At 71.7% G+C, this 14,488-nt stretch carries 12 protein-coding genes, 1 tRNA gene, 1 pseudogene and 1 riboswitch; of the genes and pseudogenes, 5 read left to right on the top strand and 9 right to left on the bottom strand.

The window, feature by feature from the left end; all coding sequences use genetic code 11:
* Window positions 1–22: 22 nt before the first annotated feature.
* The 4 genes from E9529_RS12060 to E9529_RS12045 all read right to left on the bottom strand — a co-directional run bounded on the left by E9529_RS12060 (window position 23) and on the right by E9529_RS12045 (window position 3,503).
* On the bottom strand, window positions 23–1,057 hold the full coding sequence (locus E9529_RS12060) for a sodium:calcium antiporter (protein WP_236831389.1): 1,035 nt from the start codon (window positions 1,055–1,057) through the stop codon (window positions 23–25).
* Window positions 1,054–1,281: a hypothetical protein gene (locus E9529_RS12055; RefSeq protein WP_236831388.1), complete on the bottom strand. Its 228-nt coding sequence runs from the start codon at window positions 1,279–1,281 to the stop codon at window positions 1,054–1,056. Before E9529_RS12055 ends, E9529_RS12060 begins: the two co-directional genes overlap by 4 nt.
* Before the next feature lie 846 nt (window positions 1,282–2,127).
* A complete protein-coding gene (locus E9529_RS12050; RefSeq protein WP_236831387.1) occupies window positions 2,128–3,093 on the bottom strand; it encodes a cation diffusion facilitator family transporter in 966 nt (321 codons plus the stop codon).
* A complete protein-coding gene (locus tag E9529_RS12045) occupies window positions 3,090–3,503 on the bottom strand; it encodes a metalloregulator ArsR/SmtB family transcription factor (RefSeq protein ID WP_255708916.1) in 414 nt (137 codons plus the stop codon). Before E9529_RS12045 ends, E9529_RS12050 begins: the two co-directional genes overlap by 4 nt.
* A gap of 69 nt (window positions 3,504–3,572) precedes the next feature.
* Here E9529_RS12045 and E9529_RS12040 point away from each other — a divergent pair, with 69 nt between their 5' ends.
* The 3 genes and pseudogenes from E9529_RS12040 (at window position 3,573) to E9529_RS12030 (ending at window position 7,817) form a co-directional block, all read left to right on the top strand.
* Window positions 3,573–4,193, top strand: coding sequence for a metalloregulator ArsR/SmtB family transcription factor (locus E9529_RS12040; protein ID WP_236831386.1), 621 nt, complete (start codon window positions 3,573–3,575; stop codon window positions 4,191–4,193).
* Window positions 4,194–4,518: 325 nt separating this feature from the next.
* Window positions 4,519–6,408, top strand: coding sequence for a cation-translocating P-type ATPase (locus tag E9529_RS12035; RefSeq protein ID WP_308195278.1), 1,890 nt, complete (start codon window positions 4,519–4,521; stop codon window positions 6,406–6,408).
* Window positions 6,409–6,496: 88 nt separating this feature from the next.
* A pseudogene (locus E9529_RS12030) lies at window positions 6,497–7,817 on the top strand (transposase).
* 226 nt (window positions 7,818–8,043) lie between these two features.
* On the opposite strand, the gene E9529_RS12025 reads toward E9529_RS12030, so the two are convergent.
* Window positions 8,044–8,787 (bottom strand): hypothetical protein, encoded by a 744-nt coding sequence (locus E9529_RS12025; RefSeq protein ID WP_236831385.1) that lies wholly within the window; start codon window positions 8,785–8,787, stop codon window positions 8,044–8,046.
* A 395-nt stretch (window positions 8,788–9,182) separates the two neighbouring features.
* Window positions 9,183–9,336, bottom strand: a riboswitch (cyclic di-AMP (ydaO/yuaA leader).
* A 1,374-nt stretch (window positions 9,337–10,710) separates the two neighbouring features.
* On the bottom strand, window positions 10,711–11,304 hold the full coding sequence (locus E9529_RS12020) for a DUF5615 family PIN-like protein (protein WP_236831384.1): 594 nt from the start codon (window positions 11,302–11,304) through the stop codon (window positions 10,711–10,713).
* Window positions 11,305–11,396: 92 nt separating this feature from the next.
* Between E9529_RS12020 and E9529_RS12015 the strand changes: the two genes are divergently transcribed.
* Complete coding sequence (locus E9529_RS12015) at window positions 11,397–11,948, top strand: helix-turn-helix domain-containing protein (RefSeq protein WP_236831383.1); 552 nt, start codon at window positions 11,397–11,399, stop codon at window positions 11,946–11,948.
* 82 nt (window positions 11,949–12,030) lie between these two features.
* Entirely contained in the window at window positions 12,031–13,242 is a 1,212-nt protein-coding gene (locus tag E9529_RS12010; protein ID WP_236831382.1) for a tyrosine-type recombinase/integrase, read from the top strand.
* A gap of 79 nt (window positions 13,243–13,321) precedes the next feature.
* Here E9529_RS12010 and E9529_RS12005 read toward each other — a convergent pair.
* The 3 genes from E9529_RS12005 to E9529_RS11995 form a co-directional block, all read right to left on the bottom strand.
* Window positions 13,322–13,394 (bottom strand) — tRNA-Ala (locus E9529_RS12005).
* Window positions 13,395–13,502: 108 nt separating this feature from the next.
* Window positions 13,503–13,916 carry a VOC family protein gene (locus tag E9529_RS12000; RefSeq protein ID WP_236831381.1) on the bottom strand — a complete coding sequence of 138 codons (414 nt, stop codon included), beginning with the start codon at window positions 13,914–13,916 and terminating at the stop codon, window positions 13,503–13,505.
* Between the two features lie 10 nt (window positions 13,917–13,926).
* The gene (locus E9529_RS11995) at window positions 13,927–14,361 is read right to left on the bottom strand and encodes a helix-turn-helix domain-containing protein (protein WP_236831380.1); all 435 of its coding nucleotides are present in this window, start codon (window positions 14,359–14,361) and stop codon (window positions 13,927–13,929) included.
* Window positions 14,362–14,488: the final 127 nt, after the last annotated feature.

The raw sequence follows: 14,488 nt of genomic DNA, 5'->3' as shown, positions 1-14,488 counted from the left end.
CGAGCGCCGAGCTGGCCCACGATCACCCCCCTCCCAGCAATAGGGCGGCGGTCGTGGCCGCCCCGTAGGCGATCAGAACGGCCAGGAGGACGAGGACGTGCGTGCCGGCCAGGCCGTGCTCGCCCTGCCGTCCTCGGTGCACCAGCGCGGCATACACGGCCGGCATGAGGGCGACGAAGGCCAGCACGGTCAGGTACACTGGATAGTCCTGCACCGGCAGCCCGACGAGCGCCAGAGGGACAGCGCCGAGGGTGAGCGCGACGGTGTTGTCCCCGAACGGGCTGCTCACCCCGCTGGTCACCTGCCCGCTGCGGGTGACCGCCCAGGTGGTGAACGCCGCGGGCAGCGCCGTCATCGTCGCCGTCAAGAACAAGCCCGCCACCAGCGGAGGAATGCCGAAGGCCCCGGCGATGCGCTGGGTGGCGGTGACGATGACCACCGCGCCGACTGCCAGGGCTGCCAGCCCGCCGACCGCCAGCCAGGTCTTCTTCGTCGACCACTGCACCTGCTCTCCCTCGCCCCGTCCGCGCAGCACCGCCTGGGCGAGGAAGACCAGATAGGCGCCGAGCAGGATCACCCCGTCGATCGGCTGCAGCCCCCGCCACGCCGGAACGGCCGTGAGCACAGCGAACAGCGCCACCATCCCCAGGTAGGGCAGCGCCACGACGGTCACCGACCCCGGCTCGATCCGCATCAGCCCCTGCTCGACATGGCGGCGGTGGGCATCTCCTTCCCCGCCGTCGTCCTCGCCTCCTCCTTCCCCGCCGAGCCGCTTGGACCGGGTAGCCAGATAGGCCGCCGTCACCACCAGGGGGATGGAGGCCACGTTCGAGCCGAGCAGATTGCCCAGCCCGATCTGGCCGACACCCCGGACGGCGCTGACGGTGTTGACAGCCACGTCGGAACTGGCGCTGGCCAGCGCCACCAGGACACCGCCCGCCGCCGGCGCGATGCCATACCGCTGCCGCACCGCCTTCAGCGGCTCGGAGAGCTGCTCGGCTCCCCAGTGCGCGGCGAACGCGGCCACCACCAGGGCGACGCCCCAGAGCCAGGTCACCGAGCACGTGCGGGCAACCGGGCCGCCCACCACACGCCGGCCACGGCCTCCACGACCGCAGCGCCCCGCGTCACCTCCGGGTGCTCGACGAAGGGCCGCATCGCCCGCCGCCAGAACCGCGGTCCGCGCAGCCAGCGCCGGGCATGCCGGACCGGGAACAACGCGCCGACGACACCGTCACCGATCAGCACGATCACCGCGACCTCCGCGAAGCGAACCGGCACCTGCTACCTCCCACCCCTCCATGAGCCGACGTCGGTGTCACGATCTCTTCCCGACAGGGTGCCGGCAACCGGGCGGCACCGAACCCGAGCCGCCTACCAGTCCCGTCATCCTTCGCGCCCGGCCGCCGGCCGACGAGGACCGACGGCGTAGCTGGACGAGCGCTCGGCGCGAGTCTCGTGGCGACCGGTTCCCCAGATCGCCGCGACCTCGGTGCACGGCGATGAACGGCCGTGCGGGACCGGCCATCACCGTGGTCCCCGCCGCTGCTTCCGTGCTGTTCTGCTCACGGCCTTTCCGCCCACCGGCTGACTCGCACGCCCCCGGACGGCGGCGGCCGTCCCTACCACGGAACGGCCCCTCCGGCTCGACCGTCCCGAGGTCGGTCCCCGACCGGTCAGCGTCATCGGAGCTGCTCCACCCGGCGGGTGGTGAGAAGGTCGCTTGGGGGGAACTTTCGGGCATAACGACCGGGGCGTGTTCCGAGCTGGCGCGGCCTCGCAGATGCGGGGAGTGTAGATCGTCCGCGTCCTCTGCGCTGTTGCCGACTACGCCGTCAGCAGGGTGGGGCGGCCGATCACCTCGTTCGGCTCGGCCCGTCGGGGCGGAAAGCGGTCGGCTCGGCCGGGGTCAGACGGCCCTGGACGTCTCGGAGACCTAGCACCGGTCGTCGACCTGCCGCTCGTCATGGTCCTCGATCACCACCCAGGAGGCCGGCCGGAGCAGCGCGGCCTGGACCTGGAAGTCGGTCGGGCATCGTCTACCAGCAGTCGCTCGGACCCGTGATTTTCCGGTGGACGCCCGGGCGTCCACCGCCGGAGCCCGCTCGGCGGTGCTCTCGGCGTGGATCAGAAGCCCACCGGTTCCTCGATGTGCTCGTCCGGCTCCAGCTGGATGGTCGGATGGGTCACGCCATATCTGGTCACGAGGATGTCCCGTGTCTGGTCCAGAACCCCGTGCCAGTCGACGTCGAGGTCGTCGACCACGACGTGCACGGTGGCGGCCTCCATGCCGCTGGTCACCGTCCAGATGTGCAGGTCGTGCACCTCCTTGACCCCGGGTACGGCGGCCAGTTCCCGGGTGGCGGCGTCGACGTCCACCCCGGGTGGTGCCACCTCCATGAGGATCCGCAAAGCCTGGCACATCAGCTGCCAGGTTCGCGGCAGGATGAACAGTCCGATCACAACGGCGACGATCGCGTCGATGTAGCGGAACCCGGTCACGGTGATCACGACAGCGCCGATGATGACGCCGATGGAGCCAAGCATGTCGGAGAGCACCTCGAGGTAGGCGCCCTTGAGGTTGAGGCTCTCCTTGGACCCGGCCATCAGCAGCCGGAACGAGATGATGTTGACGAGCAGACCGACACTGGCGACGACGAGCATCGGCACCCCGAGGACCTCGGGGGGCTCGCGGAAGCGCTGCACCGCCTCATAGAGGACGTAGAAGGCGACACCGAAGAGCAGGAGGCCGTTGATGACGGCGGCGAGCACCTCCAGCCGGTAGGTGCCGTAAGTTCGTCCGCCGGCGGCCGGCCGCTTGGCCAGCTGGATCGCGGCCAGCGCCAGTCCGAGGCCGAGGACGTCGGTACCCATGTGCGCCGCGTCGCTGATCAGCGCCAGCGATCCGCTCACGATGCCGCCGACGAGCTCGACCAGGGCGTAGGTCGCCGTCAGGCCGAAGGCGATCGCCAGGGGCTTCTGGTGCTCGGCTCCCGCGCTGCCGATCCGCGGCCCGTGGGCATGCCCCCCGCCGCTGCCGTGATCGTGCCTGTCGTCGTGGGCGTGGTCTGCGGCGTCGTCGGCGTGGCTCATCGCGCGTCTCCATCGGTGGGGACGGTGCCCAGCGGGGTGGCGTGCGCGTGGTGAGTGAGGGCCAGGTCCAGCAGCATCCGGACGTGAGCATCGGCCAGCCGGTAGAAGGCTCGTCGTCCACTGCGGCGCACCGCCACGACCCGGTGCGCGCGCAGCAGGCGCAGCGCGTGCGACACCCCGGACTCGCTCTGACCGCAGGCCGCCGCCAGATCGCAGACACACATCTCCCCGTCGAGCAGGGCTGCCAGGAGCCGCAGCCGGCTGGCGTCGGAAAGCAGCCCGAAGGTCGCACCTAGGTCCTCGATCAGTTCCGCGTCCGGGAGCCCAGCCCGGACGGCGGCCACCCGCCCGCCGTCGTGTTCGTGGTGGACATCGCCGCGCGCGGCCGAAACACCTGAACGATTGCTCATATGCGCACGGTAACAGCCGTCCGCACCGACGGCAGCCCCGGATGCGCATGGGGGCGCACCAAACGCCTCGTGGAGGAACTGCTGGTGGAGGCGCACGAGCGCACGGAGACCCCCCTGCTGACGAGGATGTTCTTCGTGGACTCCATCGCCCTTTACGGCTTGGAGACCTTCACCTGGCGGATCATTCCAACGTTGATTGCTGCGTTGTACGCTGCGTTGTACGCGGGCGCCGTCGGGGCGCCGACCGAGGGGAGCGGACGCGTGAGCGTGAGGCCTGAGCAGTGCGATCTGCTGTGTGTGGACCTGCAGCACGCCGAGGAGGTGCGCGCGGGCCTGCCAGACGTGGACGCGGCGCAGCTGCGCGCCGTGCGCTTCAAGGCGCTGGGGGATCCGGTGCGGCTCCGGATCGCCGCCGCCCTACTGTCGGGTGGGGAACTCTGCGGCTGCGATCTGGCCTGGATCTGCGGGTGCAGCCAGAACCTGGTCTCCCACCACCTGCGCGTTCTTCGCTCGGCCGGGCTCGCCGCCTCCCGCCGGGACGGCAAGCTGGTCATGTACCGCCTCACCGACACCGGCCACCGGCTGCTCGCCGCCGAAGACTTCGACGGCGGGGCGACCACGACCTTGTCGGGCGCCATCGTCCGTGACGGCGACCGCCACGGCGGCACCGTCGACCTGCAGGAGGCCTAAGATGTCCGAGCTGTGCTGCGGGAGGGACGACGACCGGCGCCCGGCCGCCCGACCGGGGGAGAGGACGGGCCGGATCGTCACCCCGCTCCGACTGGAGCTGACGCTGAGCCCCGCCCCCGCCGACGGGGCGACCGCCGCCTCGGACGGCTGCGGGGACGGCTGCGCCTGCTGCGCCCCGACGGCCGCCGCTCCCCAGACGGTGTCAGCCGTCGGGGACGGATGTGGCGATCCCACCTGCTCGGCCCCTGCTCCGGCGGGGGACGGGGATGAGGAGCCGACCGCCCTGTGGCGGTCCCGCTCCGCGCAGCTGGCCGGCTTGGCCGGGGTGCTGTGGCTCGCCTCGCAGCTGCTCGACTGGCTGAGCGTGGGCGGCGCCGCCTCGACCGTCTCCACGGTCCTGGCCGCCGGAGCGGTCCTGGCCGGCGGCGCGACATTCGTGCCGGGGACCCTGCGGGCGCTTTGGCGCGGCAGGCTCGGTGTCGGCACGCTGATGTCCGTCGCGATGCTGGGTGCGATCGCGCTGGGTGCGGTCGGCGAGGCCGCGATGCTGGCGTTCCTGTTCTCCCTGGCAGAGGCGCTGGAGGACTACGCCGTGGCCCGCACCCGCCGCGGGCTGCGGGCGCTGCTGGACCTGGTGCCCGCCCGCGCCACGGTGCTGCGCGGCGGGGCAGAGGTGGAGATCGACCCCGCGGCACTGGTTCCCGGCGACGTGCTGGTGGTCAAGCCCGGTGAGCGGCTGGCCACCGACGGTCGGGTGCAGAGCGGGCTGTCCTCGCTGGACACCTCCGCGGTGACCGGTGAGTCGGTGCCGGTGGAGGTCGGCCCGGGAGAGGAGGTGTTCGCCGCCTCGGTCAACGGCGGCGGCGCCCTGGAGGTCGTGGTCACCGCCCGGGTGGCGGAGAACTCCCTGGCCCGGGTCGTGCACATCGTCGAGGAGGCCCAAGAGCGCAAGGGCGCCGCGCAGCGGCTGGCCGCCCGCATCGCCCGTCCCCTGGTACCTGCGGTCTTCGTCGTCGCGGGCCAGATCGCCGTCCTCGGCAGCATCCTGGGCGACCCCGAGGTGTGGATCGAACGGGCGCTGGTCGTGCTGGTGGCCGCCTCGCCGTGTGCGTTCGCGATCGCGGTGCCGGTCACCGTGGTGGCTGCGGTCGGCGCCGGTACCCGCGCCGGCGTGCTGATCAAGGGCGGGGCGGCGCTGGAGTCCCTCGGCGGGGTGCGCGCCCTGGCGCTGGACAAGACCGGCACGCTGACCCGCAACCGGCCCGCCGTGGTCGCCATCGAAGCGGTCCCCGGGGGTGACCCGGCACAGGTGCTCGCCGTGGCCGCCGCGCTGGAGGCGCGCAGCGAGCACCCGCTGGCCGGCGCCGTGCTGGCCGCCTGGCCGGCCGACCAGCCGCCGGTCGACCCCGCCGCCGACATGCAGGCCCTCGCCGGTCAGGGCGTGGCCGGCCTGGTCGGCGGGCAGCCGGCGCGGTTGGGCAAGCCGGGCTTCATCGACCCCGGCCCCCTCGCGGCGGTGGTGACCGCCCATCAGGAGGCCGGGGCCACCGTGGTGCTGGTCGAGGCCGGCGGTCAGCTGCTGGGTGCGCTGGCCATCCGCGACGAGCTGCGCCCGGAGGCCGCCGAGGCGGTCGCCGCGCTGCACCGCGTGGGCATCGGCACCAGCATGCTCACTGGGGACAACCCGCGCACCGCCGCCCATCTGGCCGCCGCCGCCGGCATCGAGGACGTGCACGCCGAGCTGCGACCGGAGGACAAGGCCGCCCTCGTCGAGCAGCTGGGCCGCCGCGGCCGGGTTGCGATGGTGGGTGACGGCATCAACGATGCCCCCGCGCTGGCCACCGCCGACGTCGGCATCGCGATGGGCGCGATGGGCACCGACGTGGCGATCGAGACCGCCGACGTCGCGCTCATGGGCGAGGACCTGCGCCAACTCCCCCGGACCTTGGCCCACGCCCGCCGGGCGCGGCGGATCATGCTGCAGAGCCTGCTGCTGTCCGGTGCCATCCTCGTCGTCCTCATCCCGCTGGCCGCCTTCGGCGTCCTGGGCCTGGGCACGGTCATCGTCACCCACGAACTGGCCGAGGTCCTCGTCATCGCCAACGGCGTCCGCGCCGGCCGGCTAAGCCGTCCTCAGCAGACCACCGAGCCCACCGCGGCACAGCAAGACGCCCGGCATGAGCCTCGATCCACCGTCGAAGGTGGTCGCCGATAGCGGGTCATAACGCACGAATGCCCCTCTGACCAGGAACGATGTGGCTTGTCTAAGGCCCATATCGTCCGCGCAGAAGGGCATCCGCTGGATGCGACTGTCTCACGGTTCGTCGGCGTTGTCGGCGACGTTTGATGATTCGAATCTCGTGTCGACCGGCGGGCTGGCCCCGGTGCTGGCGCTCGCGCAGTCGTGCCGGCTGGGTGACCTGGTCGGCGAGAAGCTCACTCTCAAGGCCACCGGCGGGAAGAACGCGCATCTGAAGGTGCCGGCTCTGGTGGCCGGGATGGTCGCCGGCGCGGACTCGATCGCCGACATGGACCTGCTGCGCCACGGCGGCATGGACCGGCTGTTTGCCGGCATCCGGGCCCGTCTACGTTGGGCACGTTTCTGCGCGCGTTCACCTTCGGCCACGTCCGCCAGGTCGACTCGGTGGCCGCGTCCCTGCTGGTGGCGCTGGCCGGGCGTGCTCCGCTGCTGCCCGGTGCCGACTCCGTCGCCTTCTTGGACCTGGACGACACGATGCGGGAGACGCACGGCTACGCCAAGCAGGGCGCCGGCTACGGCTACACCAGGGTCAAGGGCCTCAACGCGCTGATCGCCACCGTCTCCACGCCGGTCACCGAGGCGCTGGGCACCGCCCGGGCCTGCCGTGCCGGCGGCCCGGATCGCGACGGGCTGGTGCTCGCGCGCGCGGACTCGGCGTTCTACTGCCACGACGTCATCGCCGCCGTCCGCCGCGGCGGGGTCCGGTTCTCGATCACCGCCCGGATGGACGCCGCGGTCACCAAGGCCATCGCCACCATCGCAGACGACGCCTGGACCCCGATCCGCTACCCAACGCGGTCTGGGACGACGAAGGCCAGTGCTGGATCTCCGACGCCGAGGTCGCCGAGACCTCCTTCACCGCGTTCACCTCCCGCCGCAAGCCCGATCTCGTGAACGCGCGGCTGATCGTCCGCCGGGTCAAGCGCCTCAACCCCGGCACGGTGCCGGCCGGCCAGGGCGAGCTGTTCAGCGCCTACCGCTACCACGCCGTGTTCACCGACAACCCGCAGCCGATGCTCCAAGCCGAGAAGACTCACCGGCAGCACGCGGTCATCGAGCAGGTCAACGCCGACCTCAAGGCCGGACCGCTGGCCCACCTCCCGTCGGGATCCTTCGCGGCGAACTCCGCCTGGCTGGTGCTCGCCACGATGGCGTTCAACCTCACCCGCGCCGCCGGCGCGCTGGCCGGGGCGTTCCACGCGAAGGCGACCACCGGCACCATCCGCGCCCAGCTGATCGCCGTCCCGATGCGGCTGGCCCGCTCCGCGCGGCGGCTGCAGCTACACCTGCCCCGCGACTGGCCCTGGCAGACCGCCTGGGCCCAGCTCTTCGACGCCACCTGCGGCCCACCGGCCACCGCCTGACCGACCACCGCCCACCGGGCCCGACCGGAGAACGACAGTGGAAGAGCCGGACAGGCCGGCGGCTGTTTCACGCCCCGATCAGGCAATCAAGATCAGATGATGGATCGGCGGACCTGACCAAGATCGACGGTGAATCGAGGCTGAGGCCGCCGCCGCCATCCCACCACGCCCGTCGCTCGATGCCCCCGACGATAGGGCATAGAAGGATCAACGCCTGCGAGCCGGGTCAGCGGTAGTTGACGTGAGGGTGGTCCATGTGGTTTTGGGTCGCGCTGCCGCGGTCCTCCATCTGCCTCCACGAGCCGCCGGGCGAGCTCAACATCCGCTGGCGGTAGATGACGTACTCCACGCCGAGCGCCTCCCAGTTTGCGATGTGGTACTTGACGATCGCCTCCCCGAGGGCGACGTCGGAGTTCACCATGTAGTCCAGCGCCAGCCCGGACGGGTGGCCACCCGGGTCCGCCGCGCTGGGGCGGGTGCCGCCGATGGTGATGCCGCCGGCGCCGGGCACGTTACTGACCACCGCGTTGGCCGCCGCCTGCGCCTGTGCCTTCACCGCCCCGGCGGTGTTGCTGATGCGGGCGACCGTGGCCGCCGCCGTACCAGCGGTAGGCGCCGCAGTAGTCGGCTCGGCGGTAGCCGTGGCCTCGGCGGCAGCCGCGGCCTCGGCGGCAGCCGCGGCCTCGGCGGCAGCCGCGGCCTCGGCAGCGGCACGGGCAGCGGCCTCGGCTTCGGCCTTCTGCCTGTCCAACTCAGCTTGATCTGCGGCGGCCTGCGCCTGCTGTGCGGCGGTCTCCTCGGCCTTGCGACTGCTGCGGCTGGCCGCTAGGTCGGCGAGCGACTGCAGATCCTGGGTGGGCTCGAGGTCGCGGGACTCGGCGGTGATTCCCAGTTCCTGAGCGACGCTGATCGACTCCGATGCCACGGCGTCGGCCTGCGCGGCCGGTTCCACGCCCGCGAGCACGTTCACGGTGACGGCACCCGCCACCGCCACACTGAGGTAGAGCCCGGGCCCACGGACGCGGGCAGGTGAGGGGAGGCGACGAGTGGCGGCCCGGCGGCGGCCGGAGACGGTCGTCCTGGGATCCATGTGTGGCAGTGCTCCGAGAAGGTTGCGCAGCGGAGCCCCGGCGGGGCAATCAGGCTGCGGGGTGCGAGGGACAGCGGGCAGCGGTGTACGTAGGGGAACTGGGCAGCGCGAGCAGCACACCGAGGAGGCGTTGGCCGGCCTCAGGGCTTGGCTCGCAGACAGCGGCCGCTACGGACGGCGATCCAGGTCAGATGCGCGTTCGAATCCCAGGGCTGGGATGCCAGGAACGACAAGGTGCTGCAGAAGTGCAAGGGCGCGCCATCAGGCGGGCTCTCCGTTCATCCGATGGCCGCCTACCGGGTTAGCTGACGGGTTCGGGCGGGATTGAGCGCCCGGCATGCCTCGGACGGATGCCCGAGAACATGCTTCACCCCACGACTGCGGCGGGTTTCCGGCTCGCCCCGGAGGGCGACTCGGCGGCGTCCGCTCGGACTCCCCGGACGGGGACGTTGCGACCGATCGGACCGGCCCACGATAAGGGCCGTTATGTAGTCGTGACAATTGAAGGCGGAAGATTCGTCAGGTGACCTGCGTCGCGGGGCCCGCACGCCTCGCCTTCTCGCCGCCGCCGCCAGCAGTCCTCGTTCACTTGGAGACATCAAGATCGCGAGCCGACACACGTCTTGCACGTCGGGCTGGGGAACTCGTGGTGACGGGTTACAGGAGGATCGCCAGCAGACTGAGGACATGGGAACCAGCGGCACCCCGGAGTACCGAGCCCGACGGCGGGCGCGCGAGCAACAACGCCGCGAGCGTCAACGTCGCACCCCGGAAGAGCGCCCTCGTCCGAACCGGGCCGCCGCCGCGGCGGACGGGCCGGAACGACGCACTGCCGCGACGACCTGCGGATGGTGCGGTGGACCGATCACCCCGCGCAGCCGCGGACCGATCCCGAAGTGGTGCTCGGCCACCTGCCGCCACCGAGCCTGGGAACACAGCCGCGCAGCGACGTCCGGCAGAGCGGCGGTCCAGGTGGTCGAGCGGCGGGTCGAGATCCGTGTCCCCCTCGAGCCGACCCGCCGGGACTGGGCGAGATTGCTCAGTGAGCTCGCCGGCCAACTGGATGACGGCCGCGTCTACGACCGGGACCTGCCCGCCCTCGGCCGTGCACTGGAGCCGGTCCTGCGGTCCTACCGACGCCGGGCGCGCTGGAGCGGCGCACCTAGCCTCCCGTGAGTCCCCAAAGGCAGAACTCCCTTGATTGCTTCGTATGGCCCCGGTGTCGACGGTGACGTCAGGACACCGTCGCGGAGTCGGGAGGCCAACGGGGGTGACGAGGGTGACGGGGCGGTGACGACCCGACCGGCCCGACGTCACCCCAACCGGCGCGCCAGTGGCCCTCGCAGGCGACGTGACCCCCGGCCTTGCTGGACGGCCAGTGCCCGCTGGCCGCGCGGCACACCCCGCCGAGAGGCGCACCGATCCGGTGACGCCCGCGGGGCATGCCGACTGGGCAGCTGACCGCGCCTCTGTCACCCCGTCGTCGGTCACTTGTCACAACGGATTGCGTAGCCCTGGATGCATGAGGTGTGTCGGCTCGTGATCTTGTCCGGTCGGGCAGCTGCGAGGGAGCAGAAGGTGCCGCAGGCGAGGGTCGACCACGCAGGGGCGAGGTCGGCGGGTGCGGTGCTGCGGAGGCCGATGGCAGGCCTTGCATTGCGCTGCCGCGGTGGTGACTTCGCCGAGGACTGTCATCACGCCCTGACCCAGGACAAGTCCCAGGTCCCGGACCGGTCGACGACACCGCGGGCCCTGGACACCGGTACTGTCTGCGTGGCGCTCGGTACGAGCGCGGGTCTGCCGCTATTGGAGACGGCGGATACGCAGCAGGCCACGCTGCGCGACGGTGACCGTGCCGGCGAGCGTGGTCAGGTCGTGACCGGCGACCACCTCGACGAGCGCAGCGGCCACGGTCCGCGCCGACTGGTCGGACGGGCGCAGCACCAGGATGCGGGCATGGCTACCCGGCGGGTACGCCCGGATGTCGCCCAGTTCGCGGTCGAGGGCGATCAACAATCCTTCGTCAGCGGCTGCAGCGGCCAAGAGCTGCGGATCTGACGCACCGCCGAGGTCCTCGTCGACGACTGTGTCGACAGCGTGTTCGGCGGCGATGAGCACGTGGCGAGCTGAACGAGGGATGTTCTCGTCGAGCTTGACCCTCACTCGGGGCCCAGCGGGAGCAGCTCCTCGCGGGGCCAGCAGCGCCCCGTACGCGGCGGCCGCCTGCACGCCTGCCGAGGTCAGGGTCGGGTACTGCGCAACGATCTCCTTGGGGCTCATTCCGGCGGCAAGGCAGTCGAGCACCACGCTGGCGGGCACGCGGGTGCCGGCGATCGCCGCCTGGCCGCTCAGCACGCCCGGATCGGCGGTGATCGACGCCAGGCGATCCCGGCTCATGCGCCCAGTGTGCCCGCGCCTGCGATCGACGCCCAGCACGCCGAGCCCCGGACGGTGCGGACCTCGTCGAGCGGGACCTGCGCTGCAACCGCATGGCACCGCCCGAACCGCTGGACGTACTGGAGGAGAACCGGAGACGCGCCGGAACAGGTCAGGAGACCGAGCAGCTCGACGGACGTCGACCCCCAGGTGATCAGGAGCTCGGACAGCAGGGACCGGAGAAAAACAGGAACTTCGCCGGGCACTGTCACCAATCGACCGGAATCGGCGCCTTTTCCAGTAGGGCGTGCCGCGCCGAACGCCGGCGCGTGATCCCGGACGCCGAAGTGGAGGACGAAATGGGCGCCGCGCAGCGACCTCGGAACCTGCTGTGCACCGACGCGTTGCTCCTGACGCCCGAGGAGGCCGCCAGGGCCCTCCGCGTCGGCCGCACCACCATCTACGCGCTCATGAAGGCTGGCGACCTGCGCCCCGTGCACATCGGCCGCAGCTGCCGCATCTCCCGGGCCGAGCTCGAGCGCTACGTCCGCCGGCTCGAGACTCCCCCACCGAGCGCGTCGGCACGACCGCGCCGACACCCGCGGACTAGCACGAGCCAAGGCGGCTTGTTCGAGCTCACCTCCGGTCCGGTGGAACAAGCGTGACCTGTGCATTCCCAGTACCTGGAGTCAGCGCGCACCGCGAGACTCGACGCCGGTTCACGACCAGCGACGCAGGGAGCCATCGATGACGGACGCTCGGGAACGAGACCAGACCGCTCCGCAGCGTCGGGCGACGTCGGAGAACAGGAAGCGCGCCAGCGGCGAATCCTCCATCTACCAGGACGAGGACGGTCGATGGCACGGCTTCGTGTCGATGGGCAAGAAGGAGAACGGACGAAGGGACCGACGTCACGTCTCCGCCGCCAAGCGCGCCGACGTTGTGGCCAAGGTCCGCGCCCTCGAGGCCAAACGGGACGCTGGCATGGTCGACGCAGCCGGCCGCGCGCCCACGGTCGGCGAGTGGCTGGACCACTGGCTGGACAACATCGCCGCCCGAAAGGTCCGCGCCAGAACGCTGGAGAGCTATCGCAGCATCGTCCGCCTGCACCTCCGTCCGGGCATCGGGCACCACCGCCTCGACCGGCTGCAACCCGAACACCTCGAACGGCTCTACGGCACCCTCGCCGACAAGGGCCTGAGCCCCGCCTCGATCCTGCGTGCTCACCGGGTGCTGTCCCGCTCTCTCCGCGTGGCCGCGCAGCGCGGCAAGGTCGCCCGTAACGTCGCCACCCTGGTGGACCCGCCAGCGGCGAAGCGGCCGGAGACAGCGCTGCCGCTGAGTGCGCAGGAGGCCCGGAAGGTCATGGCCGCCGCCAGGTCTCACCGCAATGCCGCCCGCTGGACCGTGGCGCTTGCGGTCGGGCTGCGTCAGTCCGAAGCCCTCGCCCTGCGGTGGGCCGATGTCGACCTGGACAACGGCACGCTGACCGTCCGGGGGGGCCTGCACCGGGTCAGCGGCCGAGGCTTGGTCTACGAGGAGCCGAAAGCCGACCGCAGCCGCCGAACCGTGGCGCTCCCTGTCCCACTCGTCGAGGCGCTCCGCGCCCACCGGGTCGCCCAGCTCGAGGAGCGCATCACTGCCGGCCCTCTGTGGCAGGACCACGACCTGGTCTTCGCGCAGCCCAACGGCCGGCCGATCGAGCGCAAGTCGGACTGGCGCGCCTGGAAAACAGTCCTGCGCCAAGCAGGCGTGCGGGAGGTCCGACTGCACGACGGCCGGCACACCGCCGCGACGCTGCTTCTGTCGGAGGGCGTGCATCCCCGGGTCGTCATGGAGGTGCTCGGCCACGCACAGATGCGAACCACCACGGACACCTACAGCCACGTTCTGCCCGCTCTCGGCCGCGACGCCGCCGACCGGATGGGCACCGCACTGTGGGGACCGCCGGCACCCTAGTGGCACCAGTGGCCACCACGCTGGCACCAGAAACGACTCAGGCCGCCCTCCCAGCGGGAGAACGGCCTGGTCACGCGGGTGGAGCTGAGGGGACTCGAACCCCTGACCCCCACACTGCCAGTGTGGTGCGCTACCAGCTGCGCCACAGCCCCGATCCTGGCCCGGCGTGGTTCCTCCGAGCCGGGAGCAACTGTACAGGGCCGGTCACGGGGGTCGGCGGAGGGGGTGGGGTGCGGCGCCACCGCGTGGCGGCCCCGCGGTCAGGCCTCCTTCATCTGCGCGATGCGCACGTGATTGCCGAACGGGTCGCGGAGGCCGAAGTCGATGCCGTAGGGCTGGTCGACCGGCTCCTCGGTGATCTCCACGCCGCGCTCCTTCAGCTCGGTGTGCGTCCGGTAGGCGTCGTCGCAGGTGAAGAAGAGGTGCCCGCCGGCCGCCCCCTTGCTCACCAGCTCGAGCACCTGGGCGGCGGTCTCCTCGCTCATCGCCGGCGCACCGGGCTTCTCCAGCAGCACCGCGTGCCCGGGATCGGTGGGCAGCGCGACGGTCAGGAAGCGCATCGGCCCGAAGTCCATGTCGGTCTGCACCTCGAAGCCGAGCTTGCCCACGTAGAAGTCGAGGGCGGCGTCCTGGTCGGGGACGTAGATCTGGGTGATGGAGATGGTCTTCAGCATGCGGGGAACGCTAGGGAGCCGGCGCGGGCGGCTGCTTCTCCGAAATTGCTCGATCGGTCGCCGGCCGCGCCCAGGCCATGGCGAAGCACGTGGGCACCGGCGGCAGCGGGCCCCGTCGCCGGTAGGCGCTCGGTGGCTCCCCGACGACGTCCCGGAAGACCCGGCTGAACGTGCCGAGGCTGGAGAATCCGACCTCCATGCAGACGTCGGTGACGCTGCGGTCGCCGGTGCGCAGCAGGAACATCGCCCGCTCCACCCGGCGGCGCTGTAGGTACCGGTGCGGCGTCTCGCCGAAGGCCGCCCGGAACGAGCGGATGAAGTGGGCCGGTGACACGAGGGCGATGCGGGCCAGCGTCGCGACGTCGAGCGGCTCGGCGTAGTGCGCGTCGATGGCGTCCCGCGCGCGCAGCAGCCGCCGGTTGCTCTCCTCGACGGCGCCGGCCACGGGGCGATCAGACCACGACCGCGCCGGCCTCAGAGGGTGTTGGGTAACCGGCTGACTACTTCTGGTCCTTGAGGTCTTCGGCGAGGCGTCGAGCGGCCTCGGTCTCGATCGGGCCCTCGGGCTCGAT

It is taken from the genome of Blastococcus sp. KM273128 (assembly GCF_021698975.1).
Lineage (GTDB): Bacteria > Actinomycetota > Actinomycetes > Mycobacteriales > Geodermatophilaceae > Blastococcus.
Note: the sequence above shows the minus strand (reverse complement) of the source record. Positions and strands in the feature narration are given on the sequence as shown.

What these genes read in the sequence shown, in the direction of transcription:
- E9529_RS12045 (WP_255708916.1), bottom strand. Translation starts at nt 3,503, where the DNA reads ATGAGCAATCGTTCAGGTGTTTCGGCCGCGCGCGGCGATGTCCACCAC.
- E9529_RS12015 (WP_236831383.1), top strand. Translation starts at nt 11,397, where the DNA reads ATGGCACCGCCCGAACCGCTGGACGTACTGGAGGAGAACCGGAGACGC.
- E9529_RS12050 (WP_236831387.1), bottom strand. Translation starts at nt 3,093, where the DNA reads ATGAGCCACGCCGACGACGCCGCAGACCACGCCCACGACGACAGGCAC.
- E9529_RS12010 (WP_236831382.1), top strand. Translation starts at nt 12,031, where the DNA reads ATGACGGACGCTCGGGAACGAGACCAGACCGCTCCGCAGCGTCGGGCG.
- E9529_RS12000 (WP_236831381.1), bottom strand. Translation starts at nt 13,916, where the DNA reads ATGCTGAAGACCATCTCCATCACCCAGATCTACGTCCCCGACCAGGAC.
- E9529_RS12020 (WP_236831384.1), bottom strand. Translation starts at nt 11,304, where the DNA reads ATGAGCCGGGATCGCCTGGCGTCGATCACCGCCGATCCGGGCGTGCTG.